At 53.0% G+C, this 16,497-nt stretch carries 14 protein-coding genes; 2 read left to right on the top strand and 12 right to left on the bottom strand.

The genetic code is table 11. The annotated features are described in order from the left end of the window. Nucleotides 1-14: 14 nt before the first annotated feature. Both B5F80_RS00485 and B5F80_RS00480 read right to left on the bottom strand, forming a co-directional pair. The gene (locus B5F80_RS00485; protein ID WP_087476850.1) at nucleotides 15-1,619 is read right to left on the bottom strand and encodes an FGGY-family carbohydrate kinase; all 1,605 of its coding nucleotides are present in this window, start codon (nucleotides 1,617-1,619) and stop codon (nucleotides 15-17) included. 36 nt (nucleotides 1,620-1,655) lie between these two features. Next, complete coding sequence (locus B5F80_RS00480; protein WP_087476849.1) at nucleotides 1,656-3,047, bottom strand: sugar porter family MFS transporter; 1,392 nt, start codon at nucleotides 3,045-3,047, stop codon at nucleotides 1,656-1,658. Nucleotides 3,048-3,449: 402 nt separating this feature from the next. On the opposite strand from B5F80_RS00480, the gene rpsD reads away from it, so the two are divergent. Next, nucleotides 3,450-4,037, top strand: coding sequence for a 30S ribosomal protein S4 (gene rpsD / locus B5F80_RS00475; RefSeq protein ID WP_087476848.1), 588 nt, complete (start codon nucleotides 3,450-3,452; stop codon nucleotides 4,035-4,037). Between the two features lie 260 nt (nucleotides 4,038-4,297). Here the strand turns inward: rpsD and B5F80_RS00470 are convergent, their stop codons facing one another. The 10 genes from B5F80_RS00470 to ispE all read right to left on the bottom strand — a co-directional run bounded on the left by B5F80_RS00470 (nucleotide 4,298) and on the right by ispE (nucleotide 14,964). Next, on the bottom strand, nucleotides 4,298-5,677 hold the full coding sequence (locus tag B5F80_RS00470) for a TIGR00366 family protein (RefSeq protein WP_087476847.1): 1,380 nt from the start codon (nucleotides 5,675-5,677) through the stop codon (nucleotides 4,298-4,300). 38 nt (nucleotides 5,678-5,715) lie between these two features. After that, nucleotides 5,716-5,904, bottom strand: a complete 189-nt coding sequence (locus B5F80_RS00465) for an excinuclease ATPase subunit (protein WP_087476846.1) — start codon at nucleotides 5,902-5,904, stop codon at nucleotides 5,716-5,718. 16 nt (nucleotides 5,905-5,920) lie between these two features. Beyond that, nucleotides 5,921-6,769, bottom strand: a complete 849-nt coding sequence (locus tag B5F80_RS00460) for a 3-keto-5-aminohexanoate cleavage protein (protein WP_204246303.1) — start codon at nucleotides 6,767-6,769, stop codon at nucleotides 5,921-5,923. 27 nt (nucleotides 6,770-6,796) lie between these two features. Beyond that, on the bottom strand, nucleotides 6,797-7,732 hold the full coding sequence (locus B5F80_RS00455; protein WP_087476845.1) for a 3-hydroxyacyl-CoA dehydrogenase family protein: 936 nt from the start codon (nucleotides 7,730-7,732) through the stop codon (nucleotides 6,797-6,799). A gap of 206 nt (nucleotides 7,733-7,938) precedes the next feature. After that, the gene (locus B5F80_RS00450; RefSeq protein ID WP_087476844.1) at nucleotides 7,939-9,918 is read right to left on the bottom strand and encodes a sigma 54-interacting transcriptional regulator; all 1,980 of its coding nucleotides are present in this window, start codon (nucleotides 9,916-9,918) and stop codon (nucleotides 7,939-7,941) included. Nucleotides 9,919-10,202: 284 nt separating this feature from the next. Beyond that, nucleotides 10,203-11,603 (bottom strand): FAD-binding oxidoreductase, encoded by a 1,401-nt coding sequence (locus B5F80_RS00445; protein ID WP_087476843.1) that lies wholly within the window; start codon nucleotides 11,601-11,603, stop codon nucleotides 10,203-10,205. 221 nt (nucleotides 11,604-11,824) lie between these two features. Then, on the bottom strand, nucleotides 11,825-13,126 hold the full coding sequence (gene larA / locus B5F80_RS00440; protein WP_087476842.1) for a nickel-dependent lactate racemase: 1,302 nt from the start codon (nucleotides 13,124-13,126) through the stop codon (nucleotides 11,825-11,827). Between the two features lie 41 nt (nucleotides 13,127-13,167). Further along, nucleotides 13,168-13,338 (bottom strand): hypothetical protein, encoded by a 171-nt coding sequence (locus B5F80_RS11320; RefSeq protein WP_204246302.1) that lies wholly within the window; start codon nucleotides 13,336-13,338, stop codon nucleotides 13,168-13,170. Nucleotides 13,339-13,367: 29 nt separating this feature from the next. Beyond that, entirely contained in the window at nucleotides 13,368-14,096 is a 729-nt protein-coding gene (locus B5F80_RS00435) for a GntR family transcriptional regulator (RefSeq protein ID WP_087476841.1), read from the bottom strand. Further along, on the bottom strand, nucleotides 14,074-14,964 hold the full coding sequence (gene ispE / locus B5F80_RS00430; RefSeq protein WP_204246301.1) for a 4-(cytidine 5'-diphospho)-2-C-methyl-D-erythritol kinase: 891 nt from the start codon (nucleotides 14,962-14,964) through the stop codon (nucleotides 14,074-14,076). The genes B5F80_RS00435 and ispE overlap by 23 nt, the downstream gene beginning before the upstream one ends. A 201-nt stretch (nucleotides 14,965-15,165) precedes the next feature. Here ispE and B5F80_RS00425 point away from each other — a divergent pair, with 201 nt between their 5' ends. Next, nucleotides 15,166-16,101 (top strand): YitT family protein, encoded by a 936-nt coding sequence (locus B5F80_RS00425; RefSeq protein WP_087476839.1) that lies wholly within the window; start codon nucleotides 15,166-15,168, stop codon nucleotides 16,099-16,101. Nucleotides 16,102-16,497: the final 396 nt, after the last annotated feature.

Below are 16,497 nucleotides of genomic sequence, written 5' to 3'. Positions count from 1 at the left end.
CCCTCCCGGCAGGGTTAATCTGCCAACGTGCGGCCCGCTTCTGCTTCAACAGCCAAGGCCCGCTTATAGTTTTCAATAAAGGCATTGCAGCCTTCTACGCCTTCGGCATTCGGCGTCAAGGTGACGCTCTTCGGATGGCGGAATACCCGTTCATCGAGGAAGTCGGCCAGCGTTTCGCCATCCTGACGGACTTCCATGTATACGGCCAATACGGCCATGCCCCACGGACCGCCTTCGCCTGCCGTATCCATAATGGTAATCGGCATGTTGAGGGCGTCGGCCAATACCTGCTGCCCGATGACCGGTGTCTTAAACAGGCCGCCCTGGGCGATCATGACGTCCGTTTCAATGCCTTCTTCCTGAACCAGGATGTCCATGCCTATTTTCAGCGGCGCAAAGGCTGCGTACAGCTGGGCCAGCATGAAGTTCGGCAGGGTAAAGCGGCTGTGCGGCGTACGGACGAACAGCGGCCGGCCGTTGTCGATGCGCGTTACGTTTTCGCCTGACAAGTAGCTGTAGTTGACCAGTCCGCCTGCATCCTTGTCGGCCGTGCCGGCCAGGTTGAACAGCGTTTCATACAGCTTGTCCGGCCCGATCGCCAGGCCCGTCGCCGCGGCAAACTGGCCGAACAGGTCCACCCAGGCGTTGATGTCCGACGAGCAGTTATTCGTATGTACCATGGCGACAGGAGCCCCGTCAGGCGTCGTGACGACGTCAATATCTTCATGGACGCCCTGCAGCGGCCGGTCCAATACGTTCATGGAAAAGGCCGACGTGCCGACAGAAATGTTGCCGGTCCGTTTGCGGACGCTGTTCGTGCTGACCATGCCCGTACCGGCGTCTCCTTCAGGCGGAGCCATATGGCTGCCCTGTTCCAGACGGCCTGCCGGATCGAGGAGGCGCGCCCCTTCTTCCGTCAAGGTACCGGCCCCTTCCCCGGCCCGCAGTACCTTCGGCAGGAGGTCGGCAAGCTTCCACGAATAGGGCTTTACCGCTTCCAATTCGTCGAACAGGGACAGCATCTTCGCGTCGTACGTGCCTGTCCTTTCATCGACGGGGAACATGCCCGACGCGTCGCCGATGCCCAAGACTTTTTCGCCGCACAGCATCCAGTGGACGTATCCGGCCAAGGTCGTCAGGAAGGAAATCTGCGGCACATGGTCTTCTCCATTTAAAATAGCCTGATACAGATGGGCGATGCTCCAGCGCTGGGGAATATTGAAATGGAAGGCATCCGTCAGCGCCTTGGCAGCCTGGCTGGTAATATTATTTCTCCACGTACGGAAGGGAACGAGCAGTTCGCCTTGCGAATCAAAGGCCAGGTAGCCGTGCATCATGGCGCTGACGCCGATAGAACCGATGCGCGTCAGCGGCACGTGGTAGCGGCTCTGCACGTCGGCGGCCAGCTGGGCATAGCAGGCCTGAATCCCCTTCCATACTTCATCCAGCGAATAGGTCCACACGCCGTCGCGCAGGGCGTTTTCCCAGCCGTAGCTGCCCGAAGCGATGGTCTGGCAGTCGTAATTGACGAGAACCGCCTTGATGCGGGTCGAGCCGAGTTCAATTCCTAAGGCCGTTTCGCCGGTTTTAATGTTCGCTGCAACCTTTAATAAATCCATGAGACAAATCCTTTCTCCCGTAAAGGAATACACTAATTATCTTCTCTTCGTTCCCTGGGCTTCGATTTCTTCCAGCGTATGGCCGCGCGTTTCGGGAACGCATTTCGTCACGAAGCATACGCCGAGCATGCAGATGACGCCGAAGATAGCGAAGACGATTTCCTGCGGCATCGAAGCCGTCATGATGGGGAACAGCAAGCCGACCAGGAAGGAGCCGATCCAGTTAAAGGACGAAGCCATGCCGGACGCCCGGCCGCGGATAGCCAGCGGGAAGATTTCGCCGACGATAACCCAGGTCAGCGGGGCCCATGTAAAGGAATAAAAGGCAACGTAAATGCACAGGAAGAATACGATCATCATCGGGTTCGTGTCCGGCATGATGCTGTTGATGATAGCCGGCAGGATAAAGGACAGGCCCATAATCGTGCCGCCGACTTTCAGCAGCGTGCGGCGGTTGAACTTATCGGCAATGACCAGGAAGACGAGGGATCCCAAAACGAGGAGAACGCCCTGAATAATCGGCCACATGAGCTGCGAGCTGGCGGCATGTCCCGTCGCTGTTTCGACGATCAGGGGAATGTAATAGAAAATCGCATTGGCCCCTTGGAATTGCTGGAACGCGGCGACGCCGATGCCGGCGACGACCAAGTACTGGTATTTGCCGCTGAACAACATTCCCCAGGAGCTGTTTTGCGCAGCATGGGCTTCGGCGGCGACGGTTTCCTGAATTTGTTTCAATTCCGGTTCTACTTCGTCGCTGGGACGGATATAGCTCAGCGTACGGCGGGCTGCATCCAATAAGTTATGACGGACGAGAAAACGCGGCGATTCGGGAAGACGAAGGACGCCGAAGAACAGGATAATAGCCGGAACGGCAGCTAAGCCGAGCATTAAGCGCCAAGCGTACATTTCAGGCAAATCCTTCAGCAAATAGTCGACGATGTACGATAGCAGCATGCCCGATACGATCATCGTCTGGTTGATGCCGGACAAGCGGCCCCGCAGATGAGCCGGAGCCATTTCCGACATATAAGCCGGCACGAGAGCCGACGCGGCGCCAACGGCCAAGCCAAGTAAAATACGAACGCCGATCAGGTAATATTGGCCGTTGTCCGGAGCAATCCCCGACAAGACAGAGCCGACGACGAAAATCAGCGCAGAAATCAAAATCATCTTGCGGCGGCCCAATTTATCGGACAGCTGGCCTGCCAGCGCGCCGCCGAAAATAGCGCCGAACATGACGGCCGACGTAATCCAGCCGATGATGCTGGCATTGCCGTGCAGCCCCCAGTCGTCCTGCAGGAAGGGCAGCGCCCCGGTCATAACGCCGATGTCGTACCCAAACAAAATACCGCCAAAAGAGCCGAAAAAGTAAATAAAAGAGCTGGATATCTTTTTATTATCTTTTTCCGCTGTGCTCGTGTTCATTTCTTCATTCCTCCACTCAGCAATACGTACAATTAAAATATGGTTTTTTCTTACTTTTTATAAATTGTGTTCGAACACAGTTTTGTTATGTATATCCTATCCCTTTGTAAACCTTTTGTCAATAGTGTTCACGAGCACATTTTCTCATAAGACGGCGCCAATCGCACAGGACAGCGCATTGTTAACCATAACCAGTAGGAGGAATCCCCCTATTTTACGCCGTCTTTCACGACTTGCAGTTTACGCATTCTTTACGCGGCGTCGGCAAAAAAATGTATTGTTCAGGCTCTGCGCCCAAAACGCCGGCACTTTTCCCTGCCTATCCGTTGACAAAGCCCTGCAACCGTGATAGAATTTCTATTGTTATGTTTTATTAAATTTTTATATGAGGTGATGTAGAAAATGGCAACGAGGAGAGAAGCACGTTTTAAGCAATGTCGCCGGTTCGGACTCAATGTGTACGGACATCCTAAGGCATTAAAACGTGTGAAGAAAGAACAGCGTCAGAAAAAGATGTCTGAATACGGCACACAGTTACTGGAAAAACAGAAGCTTCGCGCATACTACAATTTGCTCGAACGCCAGTTTGTCCGGTATTATGATAAAGCCAAGAAGATGGAAGGCGTTACTGGCGAAAACATGCTGAAATTGTTGGAATGCCGTTTGGATAACCTGGTATACCGTATCGGTTTTGCAAACTCCATTCGTCAGGCCCGCCAGATGGTCAACCACGGCCACATCTTGGTAAACGGCAAACGTTGCGACATTCCGTCGGCACACGTAAAAGTAGGTTCCGTTATCACGCTGAAGGAAGCTTCCCGCGCTAACGAAATGTACAAAAAATCCTTCCAGGAATTGAAAACCTTCGATGTTCCCTACATCGAAAAGAACTTCGACGGCTTCGAAGGCACGCTGACACGTATGCCTGAACGCTCCGAAATTCCTGTAGAAATCAACGAAACGCTCATCGTCGAATTGTACTCCAAGTAATACCGAGCACAATAGCACAAAACCAAAACAAGGAACCCTGTTATATGCAGGCTTCCTTGTTTTTTTATTGCTCATCAAGTCTTCTAAAAGCAAATGAAATACATTTTTTGCCTCGTTTTTGCCCCGCCCTTGATAGCCATAGGATTTCGCCTGCAATGCAAAAGACCTGCCGGAGACGAGAGTTTCGCCTCACGGCAGGTCTTTTGCATGTTTCATATTGAGATAAGAGTATAGTAAATTGAGTTAGCAGCTAAATTACATTACCATCCAAAGGGGAAAATGAGGAACCACAGGCTGCCGGCAATGAATACGAACAGCCAGAGCATGAACGTAAACGGCAGGATTTCCTGGAAGCGAAGGCGGAAGGCCGCCAGGTAGGCGATGGCCCAGAAGGGCTGAATCAGGTTGGCCATCTGCGCGCCCGTGCCGTAGGCGTTGATAACCTGCGAAACGGGAACGCCCAGGTGCTGAGCCGCCGGAACCAAGTACGGCGCTTCGATGACGAATTTAGACCCTGCCGACGGGACGAAGAAGTCCATGATGCCGGTGTAAATGAATACGATCCACGGATAGGTTCCCGGCGTTGCGATGGAGATGAACAGCTCCGTAATTTCGTCGGCCAGGCCGGAGAAGGTAATCAGGCCGAAAATACCGGCGTATAAAGGGAACTGGATGATGACGCCGTATACAGTCGTCGCCCCTTCTTTTACCGATTCAATATAGCTGTGCGGCGAATCGTGGAATAATAAGCCCAAGCCAAAGAGGGCGAAGTTGATCGTGTTCAGGTTGATCTTGCTGACGCCTTCTGTAATGACGTGGTCGCCGAACCAGATGAGAATCAACAAAGCAATGAGGGTGTTCAACACGCGGGACCGTTCCCACCGTTCAGCCGGCGTCAATTTCTTCGACGCATCGACTTTTTCCGGTTCTGCCGTAAATTCCTTGTACAGTTCGTCGCTGATTTCTACGGCCTTTTCCTTCTTAGGCATGAGCAGGTAATATACGACAGGCAAAGCCAGTAATTCCAATACGAGGAAGGTCATCATGTACGGGGACAGGGACGTCTGGCTGATCGGCACAATGCCGCCCATGATCTTTTCCATAAAGTTGCCCGGCGTCGCCGACAGCAGCGGCGCGGCCTGGGAGATGCCGTTGGCCATGATATTCATGCTCGTATAGGCCATGGCGACGATAAAAGCATAATGGAAGCCCTGGCCTCGTTTGCGGATAGCGATTTCCTTGCCCATGATAATCGTAGCCATGAGGCCGACGCCCCAGTGGAGCCAGGAAATAACGCCGGTAATCAGGGCGAACAAGGCGATGGTGCCACCGCGCGTCTTCGGCCAGTCAATCAAGCGGACGATGCCTCTGCGGATTGGCTTTGCATTAGCAATAACGAAGCCGCTGATCATCATCAAGCACATCTGCATGGAAAAGCTTAATAATTCCCAGAATCCTTTTGCATAATCTTCAACCAATCCCCACGGCGTCGAGTCCGTAAAAATCAGTGCCAGTACGAAGACGAATACGGTCAGCCCCAATACAAATACCATGGAGTCAGGAATATAGTTTAAGCTGAATTCTATAAACTTATCAGTAATCGTCTTCTTCTGTGCGTTTTGCGAATTTGCTTGCGCCATAATAAGCCTCCTTTATATAATCCGGTATGGCGGGAACCTCATTCTACTTCTTCATACGCCCCGTCATCTTTCGTCCGAGCCCCTTCTCCCTCCAGGACGCCGCCGGCATGGCAGTCAGGGCAGGTCCCGAAGGCGTCGCCGAATTCCGGAATCAAATCGATAGCGTATTTAAATTTCTTGCCGCATTGCGGACAACGATAATACATAAAACAAGGTCCCCATGTCATACCTGTCACACTCCTATTATTTCAGACCCAGGATTTCGCGCGCTTCTGCCGGCGTTGCGACTTCCTTACCGTATTCTTCTACGCAGCGGCGAGCCCTTTCTACGAACTGGCGGTTGCTTTCAGCCAGCACGCCCTTGGCGTACATGACGTTGTCTTCCATGCCGACGCGGAGATGGCCGCCCAAGGCGATGGTCGCGTACATGATTTCCATGGCGCTGTGGCCTACGCCGAAGGCCGACCAGGTAGAGCCCGGGCACAGGGTATCCATCGTTTCCTTCATGAAGACGAGATTCTTAACCGAGCCGGGGATGCCGTTGGCGCAGCCCATGCACATCTGGAAATGGAGCGGCGCTTTCAATACGCCTTTTTTGAGGTAATAGGCGGCGTTGGCGATCATGCCCGGGTCGAAGGCTTCGATTTCCGGCTTGATGTTCAGTTCCTGCATGAGCTGGCCCAGGTCTTCCAGGAATTTCGGCGGATTGAGGAACAAGCCGCTGTTCATCCAGTTCATGGAGCCGCAGTCGTACGACGCCATTTCCGGTTTTAATTCCTTCAAATGGAACTGGCGCGTTTCTTCCGTCGCGTGAAGGTCGCCTGATGTCGTAAGATTCAGGACGATGTCGCAGTCAGGATATTTAGTCTTGATCGTCTGTACCGTTTCACGGAATTTATCGGCACTCATGGTACCGTTGCCTTCATCGTCGCGCATGTGAAGGTGAGCGACGGCAGCGCCGGCCTGCCAGCACTGATAGACGTCGTCAGCAATTTCCTGCGGCGTCAGGGGAACGTTCGGATTGTTTTCTTTTTTCGGCCATGCGCCCGTTACAGCTGCAGTGATGATAACTTTGTTTTTCAAATTGCTCATGATATGTTTCCTCCTTAAAATACGCTCTTATTCTTTATCTTTTTTATAAAGCATGTGAATTAAATAGTCGTTCAGCCCCTTGCGTTCTGCTGCGATGGATTCGTCGTCCCACTTGAAGAAGCCTTCGCCGCTCTTGAAGCCCATCTTGTTTTCTTCCTTCATCTTGACCAGCAGGGGCGACGGCGTCGTGTCACTGCACAGATATTTCAAGATGTATTCGTGAATGTTGTAGGTCAAGTCCGTGCCGACCAAATCGGAGTTAACCAACGGCGGCAGCTGGGGCAGGCGGAGGCCGAAGCTGTATTTAACGGCTTTATCGACCGTTTCGGCGTCGGCAATCCCCTGTTCGACGATATAAATCGCTTCTCTCCACAGGGCGTGCTGCATGCGGTTGGCAATGAAGCCCGGTACGTCGCGCTGGCAGATAACCGGCTTTTTGCCTACTTTTTCCAAAATGTCGTATACCTGCTGGGCTACTTCGTCAGACGAGCCGTTGGCTTTGACGACTTCTACCAGGGGAATCAGCGTCGCCGGATTCCAGAAATGGGTGCCGACGAAGCGTTCTTTGTGCTTGACGCGGGCGCTGATTTCCGTCGGGCTCATGACGGACGTATTGGTGCAGAAAATCGTGTCGGGACGGCACATGATTTCCAGCTTTTCGAAGACCGACTGCTTCAATTCCATGTTTTCAAATACGGCTTCGACGACTAAATCCGTCTTCTGGCACAATTCAGGGCTCAAACCCGTCGTAAAGCTGATGCGGCTCAGCTGCTGTTCTGCCGTGTCGGCATCGACGATGCCCTGATCGACAAAGGACATCATTTCCTTGCGGACCTGGCCGAGAACATCGTTGTCGGCGATATCATATAAAACGATGGAATATTCCGGATTGCGGGAAAATACCTGGGCGATGCCCCGGCCCATCAAGCCGGCGCCGTACACTAAAATCTGTTTTACTTCCATATGCGTATTGCCTCCTTGAATTTCGATTTGAAAATATATATGAAATTTTCATGCCATATATAAAAGAGCGTAAAACAGGCATTTTTCCACCGTTACAGTGTAAAATGCCTTTACACTCCGTTTACACTGTAAATGCATTTTACACTTTTTTACACAAGCAAAAACCAGTACCGGCAGTAAGCCGCAGGTACTGGCTTTTCATTTCGTCACTCAAATTTTCGTTTGTCTATACCGTATTCCTTGACACGCTTATACAATGTCGGCCGGCTCATGCCCAACTCCTTCGCCGCATGGGACATATTTCCCTTATGCTCCTTTAAGGCCGATTCGATCTGTTCTCTTTCATGCCGCAGGGGCCAGCCTACGGCCAGCGGCGGCGCAGCCTTATCAGCCCTCCGCCCAATGGCGTCGGGAATATCTATCAGCGTGACATAGTCCCGTTTACACAAGATAACGGCTCGTTCCATCACGTTTTCCAGTTCCCGGATATTGCCGGGCCACCGGTAAGCGTGAAAGGCCCGAAGGACGTCTTCCGATATGTCGGCGACGTGCTTATTGTAAATTTTATTATAGACTGTCAAGAAATACCGGGCAATTTCCTCTATGTCCCGGCCCCGTTCCCGCAGCGGCGGCAAGGGAATGGTAAACACGTTGAGGCGGTAATACAAATCTTCGCGGAAGGTATGGTTTTCAATGCACTTGCGCAGATCCTTGTTCGTAGCCGACACGATGCGGACGTCGATCTGTATGGGCTTCGTGCCGCCGATGCGCGTCACCGTCTGCGTCTGCAGCACGCGCAGCAGCGTCACCTGGACGTCGTAGGGCATGTCGCCGATTTCGTCTAAAAACAAGGTGCCGCCATTCGCCAGCTCAAACTTGCCCGGATGCCCCTTCTTATCGGCGCCGGTAAAGGCGCCCTTTTCATAACCGAAGAGCTCGCTTTCTATGAGGGTCCGCGGGATGGCGCCGCAGTTAATCGCCACAAAGGGGCCATTCCGCCGGCTGCTGGCGTTGTGAATGGACTGGGCGAACAATTCCTTCCCCGTTCCGCTCTCGCCGGTAATTAAAATCGACGGATTATGGGCCGCCCCTAGTTCGGCGATGGTTTTCACCTGGCGAATCGCGTCGGACGAGCCGATAATGTCGTCGAAGCTGAACGTCGGCTCGGCATAGATCATCTTGGTCGCATTCAGATGGGCTTCGGTCTGCTTCGACAGGGTAATAATATATTCCTGCTCTTTTTCGCCGATATTGATGCGGCGGATATAGCAGTACAGCAGGTAGTTCCGTTTGTAGACAAAATCGGGGCAACCCGAGCTGACCAGCTCGTAGCAGTACGTTTCGCCGTTCTTCGTATTGGCGGCGATTTTATCCATAGACAGCTTCGAGTCAAAATACGGGCAGACGTTCGTCCCCGGCACATCCTTCAAGTCCTTCTTAATTCCCAGCAATTTCACAGCGCCTTCATTGATGACCTTGACGGTTCCCTCTTCATTGCAGTAAATGATGCCCGTCTTAATGCTGTCCAGCGTCGTATATAGCCGGGAGTTTACTTTTTTCAAGGATTGACTCATAGCGTACAAGCGCTTCGTCGCTTTTTCCAATGCATACTGCTTGGAAATGGCTTCCGCCGCGATGACGGCCAATCCCAGCGTATGCAGATGGGAATACCACCAATGGCCCGATACGGCGATAAAGCCTAAAATCTCCTTCGTCTCTGGGTCGACGATAGGGCAGGCGCCGCCGGCCAGGTTGTCGTCGATAGACGAGGCATGCTCTGTCGATACCAGGATAAAGGGCTTTTTATAGGTAAAGACCAGGTGAAACAGCCCGCCGTAGGGCGCGTCGCTTCCCCGGTTGGATCCTTCGATCAGGCCTGTCGCCGCCAGCTCCTTCAGCATCGTATCCGACCCGACCAGCTTTAAGATGACGCCGTCACGATCCAATAGGGTAATCCAAAAGGTGTCGTTCTGCAAAAACGTATACAGACGCTCCATATACGGCACGGCAATAGCCAGCAGCTCTTCCTCCTTCTGCGTGCGCAGGTACAGGTCCGTCACGACGGGCTTTTTGAAATCCGGCGTGCGGTATCCCCTGTCGTAGGATACCTTCCAGCCATGTAAAATTTCCTCCCGCACGTCTGTAATGCCGTCAAAGCTGCCGCTGGCAAAAAATTTCGCCCGCATGTTGCCGACATGGAGGATATGCTACGGGTTAAATAGATTTTTTATATCTAGTTTTGTCAACTGTATCGTCACGCTCCTCTATCCGACAAATTACCGTTATCTCACATATATACTATTATACCATTCCTTTCGGCCATTGACTGCATTTTTGCCCTTCATGCCGTCAAATATATGTCCAATTTCATGAAAGGACCTTTCACATGACAAAAAACGCCCCGATAGGAAATCATGTCTTCACGATTTCCTATCGGGGCGCTGCGCAGTTGCTTATCTATTCCAGAACATTAGTCGGCGCTGATGACCTTGCCGGGGTTTAAAATCCAGTTGGGGTCGATAGCCCGTTTAATGGACTTCATGAGTTCCAGCTCTACCGGGTCGGTGTATTTTTCCATGTAGTCGAGGCGCTTAAAGCCGATGCCGTGTTCGCCGGACAAGCGGCCGCCTAAGCCGTATACGTATTTATAGGCGACGTCGCGGAATTCTTCCAGCTGTTTTTCCCATTCTTCATCGCTCATATCGCATTTCAGGATTTGGAAATGGAGGTTGCCGTCGCCGGCGTGAGCCAGGCAGAATACGCGGAAGTCGTATTTCTTGCTTTCTTCGACTAAGGACTGGATGCAGTCGGCAATCTTCGTGACCGGTACGACCAAATCTTCCGACGTGGCGACCTTGGAGAACACGCGGGTGCTTTCCAGGCAGTTGCGGCGGACTGTCCACACTCTGTCGTCGGCTTCTACGACGTCCGTTGCGCCGCAGGCTTCGCAAATGGCCGCCAATTTTTCCATCTTGTCGTCCAATTCGTCTTCATTGAACGTTTCGATCGAAATGATATCGTAGTAACCGTCTTCATAATGAGGCAGGCGCAGGTCGCTGTAATCGCTGGCGCTGCGGACGAAGTTGTTGTCCATAAATTCGACGGACGTCGGATTGAGTCCGGCCTTAATCAAGTTCGGCACCAGGGCCGTAGCTTTGCCCAAATCGGTAAAGACGGCCAATACGTCGAGGCGGTACGGGCACAGGGGGACGAGCTTCAGCGTCGCCTTCGTAATAATGCCCAGCGTGCCTTCCGAGCCGATGACCAGCTGGTCGAGGCAGAAGCCTGTCGAGCATTTCTTCAAAGGCGCGCCGAGGTTGGCAATCTTGCCGTTCGGCAGGACGACTTCAATAGCGTATACCTGATGACGGGTCGTGCCGTAGCGCACAGCTTTGTTGCCGCCGGCGTTGGTAGCCAGGTTGCCGCCGATGAGGCAGCTGTCGGAGCTGCACGGGTCGCCGGCGTACAGCAGGCCTTTGGACTTAGCCAAATTCTGAATGTCAATCGTACGCACGCCTGCTTCGACAACCATGTACATGCCTTCTTCATTGACTTCCAAAATGCGGTTCATCCGTTCCATCAGCAGGACGATGCCGTGATATACCGGCACGGCGCCGCAGCTGACGCTGGTGCCGGCGCTTCGCGGCGTAACGGGAACGTTGTACTTGTTGGCGATCTTGACGATTTCGGCCACTTCTTCCGTATTGGCCGGCAGCACGACGACTTCCGGCGTGCGCCAATACGACGGCGCCAGGCTTTCGTCAGATTTATACACATCTAATACGTCGGGCGCCGTTTTGACGTATTTTTCCCCGACGACGTCTTGAAGAGCCTTGACGACTTCTTCTGTAACCGGATTATATTGTTTCATAACTAACTGCATCCCCTTTTTTACGATATACTGCAACTTCCGTTTCTGCAGCTGCAACAAATCAGTTGAATACGCTTATTATAATACAGGCCATTTCATTTGTCTTGCCTTGCCCAGAAAAAGACTATACAGTTTTATCATTCCTAACCATGATTTTTATGCATAAATCATGAGTAAAACGTATAACCCGAAGCAGTTCGCTTCGGGTCAGCCCGTCTGTCTTATTTCTGCAGTACCGGGAAGGTAGCCGAGGCGTGTCCCATAACGGTCACCGTATAGTCGTCCTTTCCTTCCCGCTTCAATTCTTCCTGCGCCATAGTCCAGGCTTCTTCCAGCGTCGCCGCCGGAATCTGGCCGCTCTGGCGGATAATATCAAAGTTTTCCGGCCGGGTAACGACATATACCTGCTTCATGGAATTGATGATGCAGCGCGATTTAAAGGCCACGAAGGCGGGAATCGAGAAATCAGCGCGCAAATCCCGTTCAAACTCTTCCATGTTGCTGCGGAAAAACCAATTGGTAAAAATAGCCGGTTCCTTAATGTCCGGGCAATCTAAGGTGAAAATCATAATGCCGCCGGGCTTCGTCGCAAAGACGGAGTTCATATGGGCCTTCATGCTTTGATACAGGTTCATGTCCTTAGGATATCCGCCGGCCGAACCGATAGTGACGTCCGACAGCTCCTGAATCGGAACGCTGGCAATGCGCAGTAAATCGTCGCATCCCTTTTTCCACGCTTCGTACCAGTGGCCGCCTACGACTTCGTATAACTCGCCGTCGGCCGTAAACACCGTATTGACCAGGTAGGCCGGGTTCAGCATTTCCGCCGCCTGACGCATGTCGTCATGAAGGGGGTTGTGTTCCAGCAGGCTCGTTTCGCATAAGGGATTGCAGCCGCCGCCGACGTCTTCTGTCAAGGCCATGGCGTGATTGCGCATAATCGTGTCGTATCCGGCAATGCCGGGCAGCACGGCCTTTCGCCCGCCGCCGAATCCAGCCATGGGATGGAAAGACACGGAGCCGGTCAAAATGACCTTATCAGCCTTAACCGCTTCGGCGTTGATATATACGTCGTTTCCATAGGTCGTCGTGCCGATGCAGGTCAAAGCCTCGTCGTTGCGGCAGTCGTGGTTGACGATGCGCAGGCGCTTCGCCATCTCCTGGCCGCAGACGATGGCGTCTTCTTCCGGCGTATGGGCCCGATGGGTGCCCTGGGCCGTAATGACGGTGATCTGCTCGTCCTTCACGCCGATGGAGTTCAATTCCTCTACGATAACCGGCAGCATGATATCCGTATGGACCAGGCGGGTAATATCGCTGACGATGATGGCCACGGTATCGCCGGCCTGGATGACGTCGCGCAGGGGCGCGCTGCCTACAGGCTGGCGCAGGGCCTGGCGTACTGCGGCCTGTTCATCGGCGGCGACAGCTACGTCGTTGCCGTGCAGGTCGTATAACATATGGCTTTCTTCCAACGAAACGGTTTGTGTCCCTTTGCCGCAGGGAAGCGAAAAAGTTTTCATGCACATATCCCCCTTATATAACAATAATTAACTAGCTTTCCTCATATATCTGTAAATAAATTCCATCGTCCCATGTATAACGCGACTAAGGAGCGCACCAGAAGCAGTATGAATAAGACGATGGTCAGCACGCACAAAAAATGTTCGTACTCGTCCATATTTTTCTCTTTATTTCTGACCAAGCTGACAAAATGCACAAACGAATGCAGCATACGATCGCCCTCTTTACCGGCCGCGGCCGTTACGAATGGGGAAACAATTCATGAATCTGACGAGCCGACTCTTCGTCCTGGCTGATGCCCTTGAGAAGGGTCTTTTCCGAATTTTCCATATGCTTTTTTGCTACCTTGCGGGCCATGGCGCTGTTATGGTTGGCTATGTTTTCCACCATTTGCCGGTGTTCTTCCCACGTAGCTGCCAGGCGGCCTGGATAATGCATGGATATGGAGCGGAAGCGGAGCATCTGCTCTCTCAGATTATGCAGGATGTCGACGAGACGCTGATTCCGGCTGGCCTGATACAGGACGTCATGAAAGCGGACGTCGGCGTCGACGATCTTATCAAAGTCGTCGTGAGCCATATATTCGTTGATTTCCACCAATATCCTCTCCAGCCGCTCCAGCTCGTCCGGCGTAATGCGCTCGGCAGCCAGCCCCGCAGCTAGCTCTTCCAAGGCGCCGCGGATTTCAAAAACCTGGGAAATATCCTTCAGCGAAATATCGGCCACATAGGTGCCGCGCCGGGGCACCATGACGACAAACCCTTCTTGCTCCAATTTCCGGATGGCCTCGCGAATCGGCGTCCTGCTCACGCCCAGCTCCTCGGCCAGGCGGATTTCCATCAGCCGCTCGCCGGGCTTCAGCACGCCGTCCTTAATGGCCTGGCGCAGCACGTCGCTGACGACATCGCGCAACGGTCTATATACGTCTAACTGAATGGGCTCTAATTTATATCCCGTCGTTTTCTTCATATGGCTCGCCATTTCCTTCCACTAACGAACTTATATATACATCGATTCCCCGGTCTTTCGCCTCTGCCGCAACGGCCTGGTATATGTCGCCGGCCGATGCCGACGGCGGCACCAGGGCAAATACGGTGGGCCCGCTGCCGGCCATGAGAGGCCGCAGGCCCTGACGGCGCAGCATAGCACGGCACGTGTCTATCATCGGCACGTCGGAAATGACCAGTTCTTCAAAGGTGTTGCCCATATGGGCTTCCAGCCCTTCAAAATCGGCGGCTTCTACGGCCTTCGCCGCCTCGTCTACGGCTACGCCCTGCAAACGGGGCATCGTGTCGAATAAGGAGTAGGCCTTCCCCGTATAGACCGGCACCGGCGGATGCACGATGAGGACAGGCCGCGCAGGCAGCGGCGGCAGCGGCGTCAATACCTCGCCAATACCCCGGCCCCGCATCGTCCCGCCGCAGACGCAAAAGGGGACGTCGGCGCCGATAGACGCGCCGATGCGGCACAGCTCCGCCGTCGTCAGGCCCAGCCGCCACAAGCGATTGAGCCCTCGCAGCACGGCCGCGCAGTCCGTGCTGCCGCCGGCCAGCCCCGCCGCGACGGGAATGTTCTTTTCAATGTGAATGCGAACGCCTTTCGGGCCGCAGCGGTACGGAAGCAGCGCCGTGTAAGCTTTATACGCTAAATTTGTCTCGTCGCAGGCCAGCGCCGGATTCGAACAGGTCAGCAAAAATTCATCTGCCTCTTCCAAGCGGATTACGTCGTGCAAGCCGATAGATTGAAATATCGTGTCGATATCGTGGTATCCGTCGTCCCGCCGGCCTGTAATCGCCAGGGCCAAATTAATTTTTCCGCAGCCTATCTCTTCTATCATTCCCAGCTCTCCATTTCGAATGCAAAATGTGCAATCCGTATTGAATTAAAAAATTCCTATGTTATAATGTGAGACAACAACGGCAAACGGCCCTTGTTATCCATTGCCACTGTACATACTGATGCAGCGGCGTTACTTTTAATTATACCGTTTTTTTCTTTATTTTACAATTCTTTCCGCATTTTTACAGGAGCAAAGAACATGAAAACAACACAGGACACATCGCTGAAACAATTGGCAATTCCCTACATTGCCTCCTTCATCGGCTGTCTCATCGTAACCGTCGGCATGAATGCATTTTTCATCCCCCATCACCTGCTCAGCAGCGGCATCGGCGGCGTAGCCATCATGTTTTACTTCGCCGTAGGCCTGCCTGTCGGCGTAGGTATTTTCGCCCTCAACATACCGATTATGATCGCCTGCTACAAATTCATGGGGCGGCAGTATACTATCCTCAGTATCGTCGGCACGGCCATCTTCTCCGTACTGGCCGACGCAACGGCCTTCCTTTCGACGTGGGATATCGTCAAGGATCCGATGATTTCCAGCATCACCGGCGGCCTGGTATCAGGACTGGGGTTCGGCATTTTATACAAATACAACGGCAACAGCGGCGGCCTGGACGTCGTCGGAGCCATCGTAAAGAAATACTATTCCCTGGAAATGGGCAACGTCGTCATGGTCATCAATTCGCTCATCCTCGTCGCCGCCGCCTATATGTTTTCCCTGGAAATGGCCGTTCTCACCTTCGTCAGCACCTATATTACGGCCTTCATTACCAACAAGGTCGTCATCGGCCTGAAGCAGCGGAAATCGGTCTTTATCATTTCCAATCATGCAGAAGAAATCGCCAACCTGCTCATGCGCTATATCGGCCACGGCGCGACATACCTGTACGGCCAGGGAGCCTATACCATGCAGGATAAACGCATTATCTACGCCGTCATCAAGCTGACGGAAATCGCTAAGATCAAAGAACTGGTCAACAAAATCGACCCGGGAGCCTTCATGATCATCAGCGACGCTTCGGAAGTCGTCGGCCGGGGCTTTACAGGACCGTCCGTAAAATACCACGATTCGCCGGGCGACGCCTTGAAAATGCCGCGAACCAAGAAAAATATGCCGCCGGAATATTAATCCGGTACATGCGCTGTCTGCTGTCCGTTACGGCAGGCAGCGATTTTTTATCCCTCGCCGCGCCTGTCGGGCAGCAAAAGAAAAGCCCATACCTAAGGCAGGACACAGCTCCTGCCTCTGCAAAGTTATTTTGACAGCAAATCACGGAAAAGGCAGCCGCTGCGCCGCCTCAAAGCCTTGTCTTGGCGTATCCTCGCAATGACACGCACAACCTATGACATCGCCGCCGCCCCGCAGCGGCAGCACATAAAATAATTAAACAGCCAGTCTTCAACAGACAAAGCATTGGCCAATTATATGTTTCTCGCCTTCCAGGAACTGCAAGCAGCGAGCTTCATTATAAGGAGGAATAGAAACAGGCAGCGGATATCAAAAAAACAGGAACCTGCCGAGGCA

The sequence above is a fragment of the Megasphaera sp. An286 genome (assembly GCF_002163455.1).
Lineage (GTDB): Bacteria > Bacillota > Negativicutes > Veillonellales > Megasphaeraceae > Megasphaera > Megasphaera stantonii.
The sequence above is the reverse complement of the archived record's forward strand: the minus strand, read 5'-3'. Positions and strand labels throughout refer to the sequence as shown.